This is a genomic window from Micromonospora noduli (assembly GCF_003264475.1).
GTDB lineage: Bacteria > Actinomycetota > Actinomycetes > Mycobacteriales > Micromonosporaceae > Micromonospora > Micromonospora noduli.
Window position 1 is genome coordinate 739,848 of the sequence record NZ_PYAC01000001.1, and the last position, 14,799, is coordinate 754,646.

General features: G+C 69.3%; 13 protein-coding genes. 8 read left to right on the plus strand and 5 right to left on the minus strand.

Annotated elements, in window-relative coordinates:
* Positions 1 to 29: 29 nt before the first annotated feature.
* Positions 30 to 563: a hypothetical protein gene (locus MED15_RS03140; protein ID WP_112727113.1), complete on the minus strand. Its 534-nt coding sequence runs from the start codon at positions 561 to 563 to the stop codon at positions 30 to 32.
* 257 nt (positions 564 to 820) lie between these two features.
* Between MED15_RS03140 and MED15_RS03145 the strand changes: the two genes are divergently transcribed.
* Together MED15_RS03145 and MED15_RS03150 are read left to right on the plus strand one after the other, a co-directional pair.
* Complete coding sequence (locus tag MED15_RS03145; RefSeq protein WP_112588757.1) at positions 821 to 2,035, plus strand: hypothetical protein; 1,215 nt, start codon at positions 821 to 823, stop codon at positions 2,033 to 2,035.
* A complete protein-coding gene (locus MED15_RS03150; protein ID WP_112588754.1) occupies positions 2,028 to 2,609 on the plus strand; it encodes a hemerythrin domain-containing protein in 582 nt (193 codons plus the stop codon). The genes MED15_RS03145 and MED15_RS03150 overlap by 8 nt, the downstream gene beginning before the upstream one ends.
* 103 nt (positions 2,610 to 2,712) lie before the next feature.
* Here MED15_RS03150 and MED15_RS03155 read toward each other — a convergent pair whose 3' ends face one another.
* Both MED15_RS03155 and MED15_RS03160 read right to left on the minus strand, forming a co-directional pair.
* The gene (locus MED15_RS03155; protein ID WP_112588752.1) at positions 2,713 to 3,426 is read right to left on the minus strand and encodes a GAF and ANTAR domain-containing protein; all 714 of its coding nucleotides are present in this window, start codon (positions 3,424 to 3,426) and stop codon (positions 2,713 to 2,715) included.
* Between the two features lie 235 nt (positions 3,427 to 3,661).
* Positions 3,662 to 4,789 (minus strand): DUF4185 domain-containing protein, encoded by a 1,128-nt coding sequence (locus MED15_RS03160; RefSeq protein WP_112588750.1) that lies wholly within the window; start codon positions 4,787 to 4,789, stop codon positions 3,662 to 3,664.
* A gap of 245 nt (positions 4,790 to 5,034) precedes the next feature.
* Here MED15_RS03160 and MED15_RS03165 point away from each other — a divergent pair, with 245 nt between their 5' ends.
* From MED15_RS03165 to MED15_RS03180, 4 genes are read left to right on the plus strand one after another with little or no spacing between them, the layout of a single operon-like run.
* Entirely contained in the window at positions 5,035 to 6,477 is a 1,443-nt protein-coding gene (locus tag MED15_RS03165; protein WP_112588748.1) for an FG-GAP repeat domain-containing protein, read from the plus strand.
* A 19-nt stretch (positions 6,478 to 6,496) separates the two neighbouring features.
* Complete coding sequence (locus tag MED15_RS03170) at positions 6,497 to 8,548, plus strand: N-acetylmuramoyl-L-alanine amidase (RefSeq protein ID WP_112734747.1); 2,052 nt, start codon at positions 6,497 to 6,499, stop codon at positions 8,546 to 8,548.
* Positions 8,549 to 8,564: 16 nt separating this feature from the next.
* Positions 8,565 to 9,557 (plus strand): alpha/beta hydrolase, encoded by a 993-nt coding sequence (locus tag MED15_RS03175; protein ID WP_112734748.1) that lies wholly within the window; start codon positions 8,565 to 8,567, stop codon positions 9,555 to 9,557.
* Between the two features lie 21 nt (positions 9,558 to 9,578).
* Positions 9,579 to 10,289, plus strand: coding sequence for a DNA alkylation repair protein (locus tag MED15_RS03180; RefSeq protein ID WP_112734749.1), 711 nt, complete (start codon positions 9,579 to 9,581; stop codon positions 10,287 to 10,289).
* Here MED15_RS03180 and MED15_RS03185 read toward each other — a convergent pair.
* On the minus strand, positions 10,286 to 12,565 hold the full coding sequence (locus MED15_RS03185) for an LLM class flavin-dependent oxidoreductase (RefSeq protein ID WP_112734750.1): 2,280 nt from the start codon (positions 12,563 to 12,565) through the stop codon (positions 10,286 to 10,288). The two genes, MED15_RS03180 and MED15_RS03185, sit on opposite strands and share 4 nt — an antisense overlap.
* A 144-nt stretch (positions 12,566 to 12,709) precedes the next feature.
* Here MED15_RS03185 and MED15_RS03190 point away from each other — a divergent pair, with 144 nt between their 5' ends.
* Positions 12,710 to 13,234 carry a MarR family winged helix-turn-helix transcriptional regulator gene (locus MED15_RS03190; protein ID WP_112588738.1) on the plus strand — a complete coding sequence of 175 codons (525 nt, stop codon included), beginning with the start codon at positions 12,710 to 12,712 and terminating at the stop codon, positions 13,232 to 13,234.
* A 73-nt stretch (positions 13,235 to 13,307) separates the two neighbouring features.
* On the opposite strand, the gene MED15_RS03195 is transcribed toward MED15_RS03190, so the two are convergent.
* On the minus strand, positions 13,308 to 14,135 hold the full coding sequence (locus MED15_RS03195) for an SAM-dependent methyltransferase (RefSeq protein ID WP_112589089.1): 828 nt from the start codon (positions 14,133 to 14,135) through the stop codon (positions 13,308 to 13,310).
* 210 nt (positions 14,136 to 14,345) lie between these two features.
* Between MED15_RS03195 and MED15_RS34750 the strand changes: the two genes are divergently transcribed.
* A complete protein-coding gene (locus MED15_RS34750) occupies positions 14,346 to 14,789 on the plus strand; it encodes a V-type ATP synthase subunit E family protein (RefSeq protein WP_112603079.1) in 444 nt (147 codons plus the stop codon).
* Positions 14,790 to 14,799 lie beyond the last annotated feature (10 nt).

Consider the following 14,799-nt stretch of genomic DNA (forward strand, 5'->3'; position numbering starts at 1 on the left):
GCTTCCTGGCCGTGGGCGCACCTCCGCGGCTATGCCCGACGTGCTGCTGCCCGGGGCAGCGGACCGACGTCCGCGTGGCGACCGGGACGGAGCGCCGCGTGCCGCTGCCCGGGACCCACTCCGTCGCGGGCGGCGAGCACGTCGGCCACCGCTCCGGTGGCGAACGCGTAGATGGACTTGTGCAACACGTCGATGGCGAGCTCGGGGCGGGGCCAGGTCAGCGGAGGCGCCCCCACGCCGGTGGCGTTCTCCAGGATCTGGTCGTTGGTCAGGCGCACCGCCGTGAACATCGTCGAGGCCCAGGCGCCGCGCAGCCCGGCCTGGGCCATGACGCTGCGCAGCACGCCGAGCAGTGCGCCCTGGCCGTAGTGCATCGCCAGGTTCTGCCACCGGGGCTGCTGCCCGGAGGTTTCCGGCAGGCCGGTCAGCCTGGCCAGAACCCGGGCGGGCACGTAGGAGTCGGGCCGATCGGTCACCCGCTGTTCGATCTTCTCGGCGGCCGTCATCACCGCCGCCCCGGCCAGGCCCGCCACCAGTCCCTGCCACACCGCTCGCTTCAGCATGGTTCAGCCCTACCCACGACCCAGACGCCCACACCCGCGAATCGTCACCGGACCTCATTCCGGACGACTGCCTGGTTTGCCACCGTTCGCGGCGGGTACCGGCCCAATCGGGTCAAGACATGCGCCCTCCAGTGGTCCGTCCTGCCGTGGCTCCGCGACGTCCCCGCCGCGGGGCGCAGACACGTCAGCCATTCGGCCCCTCCCGTCGCCGCTCAACCCCAGGCGGCACGGCCACCATCCCCCATTGAAGGAGAGGCATGTTCAATCCGCTCGACCACAAAGGAATCCCTCTCGAGAACCAGATCCGCAACTGGCGTGAACTGAACGTCGATCCGATCGACCCGGAGGCGGTGGACCCGTACACGCGATGCCGGATCATCACGATGAACGGCATCGAGATCGAGGCGATCAACTTTCAGCACCAGTTCGCCCGGAACTGCCCTGACCAGGAGGTCCGCCGGCAGCTCGCCTACGTCCGGTACCTGGAGAACCAGCAACAGCGGGTGGTGAACTGGCTGCTTCCCGGCGTCGCCAGCGTGCTGGAGACGACGCTCGGTTACGAGCAGGTGGCCGTCGACCTCACCGCCTGGGTGGCCCGGCACGAACCCGACCCCTACCTCAAGCAGGCGTACGAGTTCGGTGTGCTGGAGGACTTCGACCACCTGTACCGCTACGCCAACCTCTACGAGATGGTCGAGCGACGCAAGGCGGAGAAGATCGTCGACGGGCTCACCGAGGTCATGCCCGGCCGACCGACGGTCCAGGAGCACCGGCATCCCTTCGACGAGGTTCGCACCCCGTACGACCGCAACTCGGTGGACCCGCGCTCGAAGCTGCACGCGTTGACGATCCTGTCAGCCGAGCAGCAGGTGATGTTCTACTACATGAACGTCGGCCCGCAGTACATGGAACCGATCGCGCGCCAGCTCTACCAGGAAATCAGCATGATCGAGCAGGAGCACGTCACCCACTACGAGTCGCTGCTGGACCCGGGTGAGAACTGGTGGGAGCGGCTGCTCACCCACGAGTACAACGAGTGCTGGCTCTACTACTCCTTCCTGCAACAGGAGAGCGACCCCCGGATCAAGGCGGTCTGGGAGCTGCACCTGCAGATGGAGCTGGCCCACCTCCAGCAGGCCGCCGACCTGCTGCGTCGGCACGACGGACGGGAACCGGAGGAGGTCGTCGGCAGTGTCGGCCTTCCCGAGCCGCTGACCTTCGAGCCCAACAAGGACTACCTGCGCCACCTGCTGGCCACCCAGATCGACGTGACGAAGCTCGGCGAGGGCTACGTCCGCGAGGCCCACGAGCGCTTCGAGTGGATGCAGCAGCAACTGCACGACGGCCGGCAGCCGCCGAGCGAACAGGTCATCGACATGCACCGGGACCGCTTCGGCGACGAGTACCGCATCGAGACCGAGGGCCCGCACCCGATCGAGACGCTGCGCGCCGAAGGAGGCAGCCATGCCTGACACCGCCACCCCGGCCACCCCGGGGCCCGAGGAGGATGTGGTCGACCTGCTGCTCGCCCAGCACGCCCAGATCGAGCAGCTCTTCCTGCTGGTCATCGGCGGCACCGGCGACACCCGACGCGACGCCTTCGACGATCTGGTCAAGCTCCTCGCCGCGCACGAGACCGCCGAGGAGGAGGTCGTACACCCGCTCGCCCGGACGCTGCCCGGTGGGGGTGGTGACGCGATGGTCGACGACCGGCTCGACGAGGAGCGGCAGGCGAAGGAGACCCTGCAAACCTTGATCGAGGGTGGCGTGGACGCCGACGGCTTCGACACCGGCATCGTCCTGCTGCGCGACGCAGTGCTCCTGCACGCCCGACACGAGGAGCGCTACGAGTTCCCCCAGCTCCGCCAGCACGTTCCGGTCGACCGGCTTCGCAGCCTCGCCACGGCCGTCCGGGCGGCGGAGGTGTCCGCGCCGACGCGGCCACATCCCAGCGCCCAGTCCGCGAAGGGCAACCTGGCCGCCGGGCCGGTGCTGGCGGTCATCGACCGGGTACGCGACGCGGTGCGCAAGCCTTCGGAGAGCTGACTGGATTCAGCCGGGCGGTGACCCGTCTGGCGCCATCTGTCGACAGGGTCGCCCGCCTCGTGCGGGCGGCCCGGTCGGCGTAGCAGCGCAGTTGGGGCTGCACTCACCCCTGAGTCTTTCCCACCGCCTGGGCGACCAGGGCCTCCGCGACCTCGCGCACCTTCCGGTTGGTGTCCTGGGAGATCTTCGACAGAAGCGCGAACGCCTCCTCCGACGAGCACCGTCGGCTCCCCATGATGATCCCTTTGGCCTGCTCGATCACCGCCCGACTCCGCATCGCTTCCTGCATCTGCGCCGCCAGCGTGGCGGCGTTCTCGTACAGGTGCGCGTTGGCCAGTGCCACCGCCGCGTACGCGGCGAAGCCCTCCGCGTTGACGATCGAGGACGGATCGAACGCGTTCGGCGAATCGCTGTAGACGTTGAGCGCACCGACCACCGACCCCTGGATGGGAAGCCCGATGGAGAGGGAACTCTTCACCCCGGCGTCGCGAGCCCTCTCCGCCCATGCCGGCCAGCGTTCTTCGGCGGCCATGTCCGGCACGGAGATGGTGTCACCGCTGGCGGAGGCGTCCAGGCAGGGGCCCCGGTGCTGCTGGTACTGCCACTCGTCCAGCTCACGGGCCAGCTCGCCGGTGAACGCCCCGGTCCAACCGACCCGACCCCGCACCAGAGTGACAGTCACCTCTCTCGTCCCGGGAATGCTCCCCTTGGCGAGTTCGGCGATCCGGCGCAGCATGTCGTCGAGGCTGACCTCGTCGAGTCTGACCCGGCCCAGCTCCGCCAAAGCGTCGGTCGGATCCATCGTCGGCTGCGTCATCGCAGTACGCCCTCCTCGATCGGCGTCCGCCGGAATGGAAGATTCCGGCGCGGCCGGCATCACGTCGGATGCTCGGCAGCCCCGCCCCGGGGCGGTCGTCAGCAACAGTGCTCCTACCCCCTGATTCACCCACTCACACCCTGCTGAGGACATCGCGGCCCGCGTTTGCGCAGATCAGCTCCAGCGGGTCGGGGTCGCGAAAGTCGGGCCACGACGACTGTCGGTCAGTGGCCCGTCACACCGAGCCGGTGAACTGGCTGACGTGGTAGGCGGTGCTGCGGCCGTCCGGGGTGCGGGTCCACTTCGAGACCATCAGGTGCAGGTCGTCGGCGTTCCGGCTGGACCAGGGATGGATGAACCCCCCGTAGAGCGCGGGCTCCTGCCAGCCCGTCAGCTGATTCTTCTCCCCCGTCCAGGCCCGGTCGGGTCCGGACGCGGTACGGGTGACCAGACACCCGTTCTGGCAGTTGAGGTAGGACATCACCCAGGTCCCGTCGGCCAGCCGGCGCACCGATGGCTCGCCGAAGCGGCCGGTGAGGATGGGTGTGCAGGGTCTCCCCCAGCCCCAGTTGGCGCCGTTCCAGCCCCAGCCCTCGTACGACTCGGGGTAGAACAGCCGGTCCCACCGGACGCGTCGCAGCATCATCGGACCGTCCTGCCGCCCCGACCGGACCGAGAAGACGTAGACGTACTCGCCGTCGCGCTGCATGGTCCACATCTGGAACGGGTCCTTGTTGTCCGGGCTGTTCCACCACTTCAGCGGCGTACGGATGAACTCGTTGCCGTTGTCGGAGAAGGCCAGCCCCGCGTAGCGGGACTTCCACTGCGGCCCGGCCGGGCCGGCGGAGTTCCAGTTCTCGATGCTCATGTAGGAGATCAGCTGCCGACCGGTCTCCGGAAAGCTGATGCCGTCGTTGGGGATGACGGTCACCTCGGGAAGACCGTCGATGCCGATGCCGTGGTGGCCGTTGTGCATCACCTCCGGGGCCCGTCCGTTGCCGACGACGCGTGCGGCGCTGTCGAAGACGATTCCGCCGGGCGCGCCGGGGTGGACGGCGGAGCGCAACATGACCGGCGACCGCCAGTCGTTCGGCAGGGGCGGGCCCTCGGGCCACGGCGTGTCGAAGGTGTCGCCGAAGAGGTAGCCGATCGATCCGTTCTCCAGCACGTAGGGGATGCCCAGATCGGTGCCGGCCACCCGCCACCGGCTGCTGGTGTCCAGGTCCGCACCGGTCAGCCGCTTCTTCCACACCGCCGCCTGGGCCGGAGCGGCAGTGGTCAGGATCGCGCCGACGGAACCGACCGCGCTGGCGGCTCCGATCGCGGCGGCGCGGCCGAGCAACGAGCGACGACGTACGCCCATGGCTGCCCTCTCTGTCGCACTCGTCATGGCTCCGCCGCGGTGATTGGACAGCGGTTGCGGGCGAGTAAACCCGCCGACGACAACCACTGTCAATACCTGCCCGCCTTGAACGATGCATTGAAGGAATTCTTCATAGAACATTGACAGCCATCAGCGCCCTGAAGAAACTCTCAGCAATCGGTCCCCGGTCGGTGACGGTCTCGTGACGCCATCAGTCGACCATCCCCGACCCGACGAGGAGCAGCGTGAGACGTACTCTCCTGGCCCTGCTGATGGCCCTCGGCGTCGCCGGCACGACGGTCCCGGCCTCGCCGGCGCACGCGGACCCGGTCGGCACCTTGGCCTGCCCCTCCATCCCCGCCAACCGCGACCCGGCGGTGACCCTGGTCGTCTACCGGGTCGCCCGGGCCTACAGCGCCAACGACAAGGTGACGCTGTCCGCCTTCGAGGCGGGCTGGGTCGAGTCACACATGAACAACCTGCCGTGTGGCGACAAGTCGTCGCTCGGGGTGTTCCAGCAGCGCTGGGACTACGGGTGGGGCACTCCGGAGCAGATAATGGACCCGGTCTACGCCAGCACCCAGTACGTCACCCGGGCCATCGTCTGCGACCGCGACAACCCCGGATACAGCGCGGGCCAGGTCGCCCAGTGCGTCCAACGGTCCGGCTTCCCCGACCGGTACGACCAGGCGGCCCCCACCGCCCGGGCCCAGCTCAACGAGGCGGCCCGCACCCACGCCATCGCCGGTGGATCCCACACGGACGTGACCGGCGACGGCCGGGACGACATCGTCACCTTCACCCAGAACGCCCTCGCCGACGTCTACGTGGGCACGTCCACCGGCGGCTCCTACACCGGCACCTCGGCGAAGTGGAACGACTTCTTCTCCCTCGGTGGCGAGACCGCCTCCACCGGCGACGTCAACGGCGACGGCAGAGACGACGTCGTCACCTTCGCCCACAGCAACACCGGCGACGTCTACGTCGCGCTCTCCACCGGCACCTCGTTCGGTGCTGGCCTCAAGTGGCACGACTGGTTCGCGCCCGGCGCGGAGATCGGCGCGGTCGGCGATGTCAACGGCGACGGGCGCGACGACATCGTGGCGTTCACCCACAACCCCGCCGGCGACGTGTACGTCGCGCTCTCCACCGGCACCGGTTTCGGCGCCGGCCTCAAGTGGCACGAGTTCTTCAGCCCGTTCGGCGAGTTCCCCGCGCTCGGCGACGTCAACGGCGACGGACGCGACGACCTCATCACCTTCACCCAGGGCCCCGCCACCGCCAGCGACGTCATCGTCGCCCTGTCGAACGGCAGCTCCTTCGGCGCCGCCCAGAAGTGGCACGACCTGTTCGCCGTCGGCGCCGAACTACCCCGGGTCGGTGACGTCAACGGCGACGGCAGAGACGACATCGTCACCTTCACCTGCGATCCCAACGCCGACGTGTACGTCGCCACCTCCACCGGCACCGGCTTCGCCGGGACCACAGTGAAGTGGCACGACTTCTTCTGCCTGGCCGGCGAGTTCCCCTACCTCGGCGACGCCAACGGCGACGGCACTGACGACCTCATCGTCTTCACCAAGGGCGCCACCAACGACGTCCACGTCGCGCTCTCCACCGGCACCGGCTTCCTCGGCACCACCCGATGGCACGACTTCTTCGGCCTCAACGGCGAGACGACGCTGTGATCAGCGGATTGGAGATCCCATGCGACTGACCGGGCGAACGTGCACCCTCTTCCTGGCGGCAGCGCTGGCCGGTCAGGTCGCGGTCACGCCGGCCGACGCGGCCGGACAAGCGGCATCCGGCTCGCTCGCCGCTGACTTCACCCGGGCCGCCGCCCAGTTCGACGTGCCCCGGGACCTGCTGGTCGCCGTCGCCTACGGTGAGTCCCGGTTGGACGGGCACGCTGGTCTGCCCAGTCAGGCCAACGGGTACGGGGTCATGCACCTGGTCAGCAACCCCACCCAACACAGCCTGGAGCGGGCGGCCGCGCTCACCGGCGAACCGGTCGACCGCCTGCGCTCGGTCACCTCCGCCAACATCCGCGGCGGCGCGGCGGTGCTCCGCGACCTGGCCGACGACGAAGGGCTGACCGGCGGGGCACGCGACCGGCTCTCCGCCTGGTATCCGGTGGTGGCGCGCTACAGCGCCGCCGTCGACGCGTCGACGGCCCGGCTCTACGCCGACCACGTCTACGCCCTGCTGCGTACCGGAATCGCCGCCGGAGCGGTACGGGTCGCGCCGCGACCGGTCCGACCCGAGTTCGGTCGCTACGCGGGGGTCACCCCCGCGGGCGCCGCCGGTGCGAACGTCGCGGCGGCCGTGCCGGAGTACGCGCCGGCCCGGTGGGTGTCCGCCTACGGCGGCAACTACCAGGCCGGCCGATCGGCGCGGATAACCACTGTTGTGGTGCACGTGACCCAGGGGTCGTACGCCGGCACGGTGAGCTGGTTCCAGAACCCGTCGGCGGGGGTGAGCGCGCACTACGTGGTGAAGTCGAGCAACGGCGAGATCACCCAGATGGTGCGCGAGGGCGACACGGCCTACCACGCACGCTCGGCCAATCCGTACGCGGTGGGCATCGAGCACGAGGGCTTCGTGGACAATCCGGCCTGGTTCACCGACGCCATGTACCGGTCGTCCGCCGCGCTGACCCGCTACCTCTGCGACAAGTACGGGCTGCCGAAGACCCGTGCGTCGATCAAGGGACACAACGAGCTGCCCGGCAACGACCACACCGACCCCGGGCCGAACTGGAACTGGAACTACTACATCTCCCTGGTCAACGCCGGCGGCTCGGGAGGCCGGTACCTGGCGGGGTCACCGACCGACTTCACCGGCGACGGCCGGGACGACGTCGTGAGCTTCACGCAGGGCAGCCTCAACGACGTCTACGTGGCCACCTCCACCGGCAGCGCGTTCGCCGGTACGTCCGTCAAGTGGAACGACTTCTTCGGCCTCAACGGGGAGACCCTGCTCAGTGGCGACGTCAACGGCGACGGCAAGGACGACGTCGTCGCGTTCACCCACGGCACCCTTGCCGACGTGTACGTGGCCCTCTCCACCGGCACCAGCTTCGGCGGTGGCCTGAAGTGGCATGACTGGTTCGCGCCCGGCGCGGAGGTCGGTGCGGTCGGCGACGTCAACGGCGACGGACGCGACGACATCATCGCGTTCACCCACGACACGAACGCCGACGTGTACGTGGCGCTCTCCACCGGCACCGGCTTCGGCCCCGGCCTCAAGTGGCACGACTACTTCTCCATCCCCGGCGAGTTCCCCGCCCTCGGTGATGTCAACGGTGACGGCCGCGACGACATCATCACCTTCACCCAGGGGCCGCTCACGGCGAGCGACGTGATCGTCTCCCTCTCCACCGGAAGCGGATTTGGCGCGCCCCAGAAGTGGCACGACCTGTTCGCGGTCGGCACCGAACAACCCCGCGTCGGCGACATCAACGGCGACGGCCGCGACGACATCGTCACGTTCACCTGCAACGCCGACGCCGACGTCTACGCCGCCGTCTCCACCGGCACCTCGTTCGTCGGCACCACCGTCAAGTGGAACGACCTCTTCTGCCTGCCCGGCGAGTTCCCCTACCTGGGTGACTACAACGGCGACGGCAAGGACGACATCGTCGCCTTCACCAAGGGCAGCTTCAACGACGTCCACGTCGGCCTCTCCACCGGCACCAGCTTCCTCGGCGCCACCAAATGGCACGACTTCTTCGGCCTCAACGGCGAAACCACCTTCTGACGCAGGGAGACCGCACATGTTCGACGTACCCCCGCCCTCGTCGATCAGCCGGCGCCGGCTGATCGGTGGCTCGGCAGCGGCGGCCGCCGCCGGGCTGTTCGGCGGCGCCCTCGCCGGGTCGTCCGCCGCCCAGGCCGCCGGTGACGGGTACGGCCTGCGCATCGTCGACCGCAACGAGAACGGCGGCCGGCTGCAGTACTACCGCTTCGCCACCGACGCCATCGAGTGGGACCCGGGCGTGAACGTGCTGCTGCCCGACGGCTACCACACCAGCGGCAAGCGGTATCCGGTGCTGTACCTGCTGCACGGCGGCAACGCCGACTTCCGCACCTTCCACCTACAGGACAACATCGTCGGTCTGACCGCTGGCCGGGAGGTCATCGTCGTCATGCCGGACGCGTCGACCAGCTGGTACTGCAATCCGGTGACCAGCTTCGTCGGACCCCGCAACTGGGAGACGTTCCACATCGCCCAACTGCTGCCATGGGTCGACGCGAACTTCCGTACCTTCGCCGAGTACAACGGGCGTGCGGTGGCGGGCTTCTCGATGGGCGGCTTCGGTGCGCTGAAGTACGCGGCCAAGTACTACGGCCACTTCTGCTCGGTCAGCTCGCACTCCGGGCCGGCCAGTCTCCGCCGAGACTTCGGACTGGTCGTGCACTGGGCGAATGCCACCTCCGCCGCGCTGGACCTGGGTGGGGGCACCGTCTACGGGATCCCGCTCTGGGACGAGGCACGGGTCACCGCCGACAACCCGGTGCAACGCATCCCGAGTTTCCAGAACAAGCGGATCTTCCTGGCGGCCGGGACCTCCCCCGACCCGATCAACTGGTTCGACACCGTCAACGAGACCCAGGTGCTCGCCGGTCAGCGCGAGTTCCGCGGGGCACTCGCCCGAGCCGGCATCCCACACGAGTGGCGCGAGGTGCCGGGTGGGCACTTCTTCCGCCACGACCTGTTCGTCCAGGACCTCAACGGAATGCTCGGACGCCTACGCCGCGCGGGTTGACCCCCGGTAGCGTCGACGGTCATGGCCACCAGCGTCGACGTGCGTCGGGCACTCGCCAGCCTCGCCGATCCACGTCGAGCCGAGGCGTCGAGCCGGTTCCTCCAGATGGTCCCCGGTGGGTACGGCGAGGGCGACAGTGCCCTCGGTGTCTCCGTGCCCGACCAGCGCACGGTGGCCGCCCGGTTCTGGCGCGACCTCTCGCTGGCCGAGACGACGAAGCTGCTCATCGAAGGCGCGCACGAGGAGCGGTTGACCGCGCTGTTCATCCTGGTGCGGAAGTTCGCCAGGGGCGACGAGCAGGAGCGGGATCTTGTCTTCGACACCATCCTGGCCAACACCGACAGCATCAACAACTGGGACCTGGTGGATTCGTCCGCGCCGTACATCGTCGGCCCCTGGCTGCTCGACCGGGACCGGAGCGTCCTGGATCGGTTGGCCGAGTCGAGCCTCGTGTGGGAGCGGCGCATCGCCGTCATGGCGACCTTCGCCTTCATCAGGGCCGGTGACTTCGAGTGGACCTTCCGCCTCGGCGACCGGCTCCTGCACGACCCGCACGACCTCGTCCGTAAGGCGGTGGGCTGGATGCTGCGCGAGGTGGGCAACCGGGACAGAGCGGCGGAGGAGGAGTTCCTCGTCCGCCGCTACCGGGTCATGCCACGGGTCATGCTGCGGTACGCGATCGAGAAGTTCGAACCGCAGCGTCGCCGCGACTACCTGTCCGGCGCCCTCTAGCCGAGGGGCTCAGCCGGTGGGATGGGGAAGTTCCGGTTGAAGACGTTGTCCGGGTCGTAGCTGGCCTTGATGGCGCGCAGCCGGCCGAGAGTGGGCTCGGGCCAGGCATCCAGCAGTCGAGCCGGATCGGTGTCGCTCTCGAAGCTGAGATACAGGCCGTCGAGGTACGGGTACAGCTCGGCCCACAGTTTGTCGAGTTGGGGCCGGCGGTCCGGGACCGTGGCGGCGAGTACCGAGAAGTTCTGCTCCCGGTGCGGGTAGGCGGTCGCGTCGCGGGCGACGTCGTTGACCGCCCCACCGACGGATCGCAACTGCATGATCATCACATCGCCGGATTGGATCATGTTTTCCATGAGGTCGGCCGCCTGCGGTGTGACGTGGTGCAACAGACCGCTGCGGGTGTCCCTCAGCCCCTGCCCCCGATGCTGGTTGCCCGGCGGCGCGACGATCGCCGGGTACGGCACGAGCTGCGCCTGCTGGTCGAGGATCGGCCCGATCTCCATGAACGGGCTCAGGGCGGACTGCGCCGCCTCGACGTCGTCACCGGCGTAGACGAGGGTGACCTGGGCAGCCGGGGGGTTGCCACGGCGGCCGGGAAAGAGGGAGAGGAAGCTCGTCAGCTCCCGTGGCGCGTCCTCGACCAGTTGGCCCCACCGGCGCAGCAGTCCGGCGGTGTCGGTCGCGTCCGCGACGAGTTGGGCGTAGACGACCTTGTCGACCTCGTACGCCTCCAGCTCCAGCGCGGTGATCACACCGAAGTTTCCACCGGCGCCGCGGACGGCCCAGAACAGGTCGGGGTGATGCTCGTCGTCGACGCGGAGCAGACGGCCATCCGCGGTGACGATCTCTGCGGCGACGACGTGGTCGATGGTCAGGCCGTGCCTGCGCGCCAGGTATCCGACGCCGGCGGTGGTGGCGAGACCACCGACGCCCACGTCTCCGTAGTCACCCGAACTCATGGCCAGGCCGTACGGGGCGAGCGTCTGGGCCACGTCGCCCCACCGGGCACCCGGTTCCAGCCGCACCCGACGGGTCGCCCGGTCGAGCACCTCGACCTTGTTCATCCTCGACATGTCGATGACGACTCCCCCGTCGTTCGTTGACCGGCCGCTGATGCCGTGCCCGCCGCTGCGCACCGACAGCGGGACATCCTGCGTCCGGGCGTACGACACGGCGTCGACCACCTCGGCGGCGTTCTGCGGACGGATCACCAGGGCCGGCGAGCCGTGCCAGCTGTAGGTGTGGCGTACCCGCTCGTACTCCTGGTCACCGGGCTCGACGGACCTGGCGGCCAGCGACGGCGGCAGCGCGTCGTAGTCGAGGCCGGGGTGCCGCTCGGCCAGCGCGACGGTCGTGCGGACCGGCCCGGTGCCGACCTCGCCCCCGTTGCGCTCCTTGGCGACCGCCTCCCGCAGCGCGGGGGCGATCTCCTGTCCGAGGGTCTGAATGAGGCGTGGGTCGTCGCGCCCGATCAGGAAGGTGCTGAACCCCTCCTCGAGGACCAGCGGAAGGAGTTGGTCGACCCACTGCTCGACAGGCCCCTGGAGGAAGCCGCGGCTGCGCGACGAGACGTCGACAGTGAACAGGTTGAGCAGCCGTCGGATCTCCCGGGGCTCGCGTCCAGCGGCGACGGCCGCCTCGTCGATGAGCCGGTTGGCTGTCACCCGGTCCGGAGATCGCAGGTATTCCAGCGTCGGTAGCCAGCCGTTGGCCTTCTGGCCGGTCAGGGCCAGCATCTTCGGCTGGTACGCGCCGAGCCAGATGTCGATGTCGTGTGCCGGCTTCGGGCCGCGCTGCATGCCGGGTACGGGGTAGTACTCCCCGTCCAGCCGCAGCGGTCCGGTGGCGGTGTCGTCCCAGACGCCGCGCAGGACGTCGATCGCCTCCCGCAGGGCCGCGACTCCCTGCCCCGCGGTCAGCCGACGTGCCCCCATGCCCTCGATTCCGTCCCAGAACGCGCCGGCGCCGAGGCCCAGTTCGAAACGGCCGTGCGACAACCGGTCCAGGCTCGCCGCGGCCCGGGCCAGCACGGCCGGCGGGCGCAGCGGCAGGCTGAGGACGTTCCCGGAGATCCGGAGCCGCTCCGTGCGGGCGGCGACCCAACTCAGCAGGGTCCAGGTGTCGAGGAACTCCGCGTTGTACGGGTGGTCCTGGAAGGTGACCAGGTCCAGCCCTGCCGCCTCGGTCAGCTCGGCCAGCGCCACCACCTGATCCGGGTCGTGCACGCTGGGTGTCAGGAATGACCCAAACCGGAGTTCGTGCCCGTAGTCCGACATTGCTTCACCATCCACGCGATCGTTTGATCAACCCATCATGTTCTGCACCTATCGTTTGTCAGACAACCTATCTTCGTCGCCAATCATTCCTGGGCTGCCGCGATGTCGGATCATGATCAACGCACCGGCCACTAGCATCGGGACATGTCCGTGACCGATCCGTGCGAGCTGCCGGCCGACCGCAAGCGCGGCTCGAACTTCGGTTGGTCGCTGGGCATGGTGCTGCGCCGCTGGCACGAGCGCGTCGAGGAGCTGCTGAAGGACCTGCCGCACGGCAGTCGGGGCTACCACATCCTGGCCGTCGTCGTGCACGAGGAGGTGCCCACGCAGGGTGCCCTGGCCGCTCGCCTGGCCATCGACCGCAGCGTGCTGACCTACGTCATCGACGACCTGGCGAACGCCGGTCTCATCGAGCGCAGGCCCGACCCCCAGGACCGGCGGGCCCGACGGGTCGTGGCCACCGAACGCGGACGTCAGACGCTCGCCGAGGCCGAGCGGCGGGTCGCCCACGCCGAGGACCACGTGCTGGGTGGGTTACCCGAGGAGCAGCGCGAGGTCTTTCGCGACCTCGCCGCTCGGGCCGCCGAAGCGATCCACGCCGCCGCACCCGCCACGGACCCGTGCGTGGCGGTGCAGAGCGTCCTTCCGCCAGCCGACCAATCCGGCTGACCGCCCGTACCGCGCGGCGGCGTAGTCACCAGGAACGACCCACCCTGGTGGCTACCGCCGCCGCAGGACAGCGTCAGCGCTTACGGCCCACCCCGCCGAAGGCGTCGATGTCGGCCGGCGTGTCGACCGCGTCGTCCGGCCGCCACTGCGGGCACGGCACGACGCCGGGCTCGACCAGCTCCAGGCCGTCGAAGAAGCCGACGATCTCGTCGGGAGAGCGCAGGGTGTACGGGGTCGCGCCACTGTCGTTGTAGTCGTCCTGCGCCTGCTGCATCTCGGCACTGATCAGGCTCGTTCCGTCGTTCAGCGAGAGGTAACTACCGCTCGGCAGTGCCGCCACCAGCTGCCGGGTGATCGAACGGGCCGCCTCGTAGTCGGGCACGTGACCCATGACGCCGCTGAGGATGAGACCGATCGGCTGAGCGAAGTCCAGCGTCTTGCCGGCCTCGGCGATGACCGCGGCCGGGTCGTGCAGGTCGCCGTCGATGTAGGCCGTCCTGCCCTCGGCCGTGCCCACCAGCAACGCGCGGGCGTGCACCAGCACCAGTGGGTCGCTGTCGACGTAGACGATCCGCGCGTCCGGAGCGATCCGTTGGGCCACCTCGTGCGTGTTGTTGGCGGTCGGCAGCCCGGTGCCGACGTCGAGGAACTGGCGGATGCCCGCGTCGGCAGCGAGGAACATGATCGAGCGAACCAGGAACTGCCGGGAAGCCCGGGCCACGTCGACGACGCCGGGGAAGACCTGGCGATACTGGTCCCCGGCCTCGCGGTCGACAGCGAAGTTGTCCTTGCCACCGAGCCAGTAGTTCCAGATCCGCGCCGAATGCGGCACCGACGTGTCGATCTTCTGCTGCACGTCGGCCTCACCAGCCTCGGGCCGGCCGGTCGTCGGCGATTCCATGGTCACGACGAAACCCCCCATGTCGAACGCGTAAGCGACGTCGTCACGGGACGGCCCGGTCGAGGAAGTGGCCACCCGTGACCGTGCCACGGTATAGAAGGCCGAGGATTCACACCACACCCGGTCACTCCACACAAGACCTGGGCTGCTTGACTCGCTCGCCATGCTGGAACCGCGAGCCCTTGTCCCGTACCACGCGAGGAGGACCCCATGGCCAAGCCGGTCAAGACCGCGGCAGTCCTCTTCGGGCTGGGCGTCGGCGTCGCGGTCGGTCCAGCCCTCGGACCGGTTGCGGTCTGGCTCGGTGTCGCGGTCGCCGCGCTTGGCATTGGGCTCTCCCTGATCGGTACGGCGGAGTCCGATCTGGTGGGGGACGGCCTGTTCGACCGCGACGAGCCGGCCGACGTGGCCGGCGACGTAACGGCGACGGGCACGGCGGGCGTCGCGAAACGGCAGCGGTCGAGCCCGGAAAGGCCGACACTCAGCGGCCTGGGCACCCGGGTGGAGCAGATCCTCCAACTCGCCGAGAAGCAGGCCGACGACCACCTCAACGCCGCGAAGCTCGACGCCGAGAAGACGGTGAGCGCCGCCCGCCGGGAGGCGGAGGCGATCGTGAACCGGGCGCACGAACAGGCAGCGGGGAACGCCGGATAGCAGGCGGTCC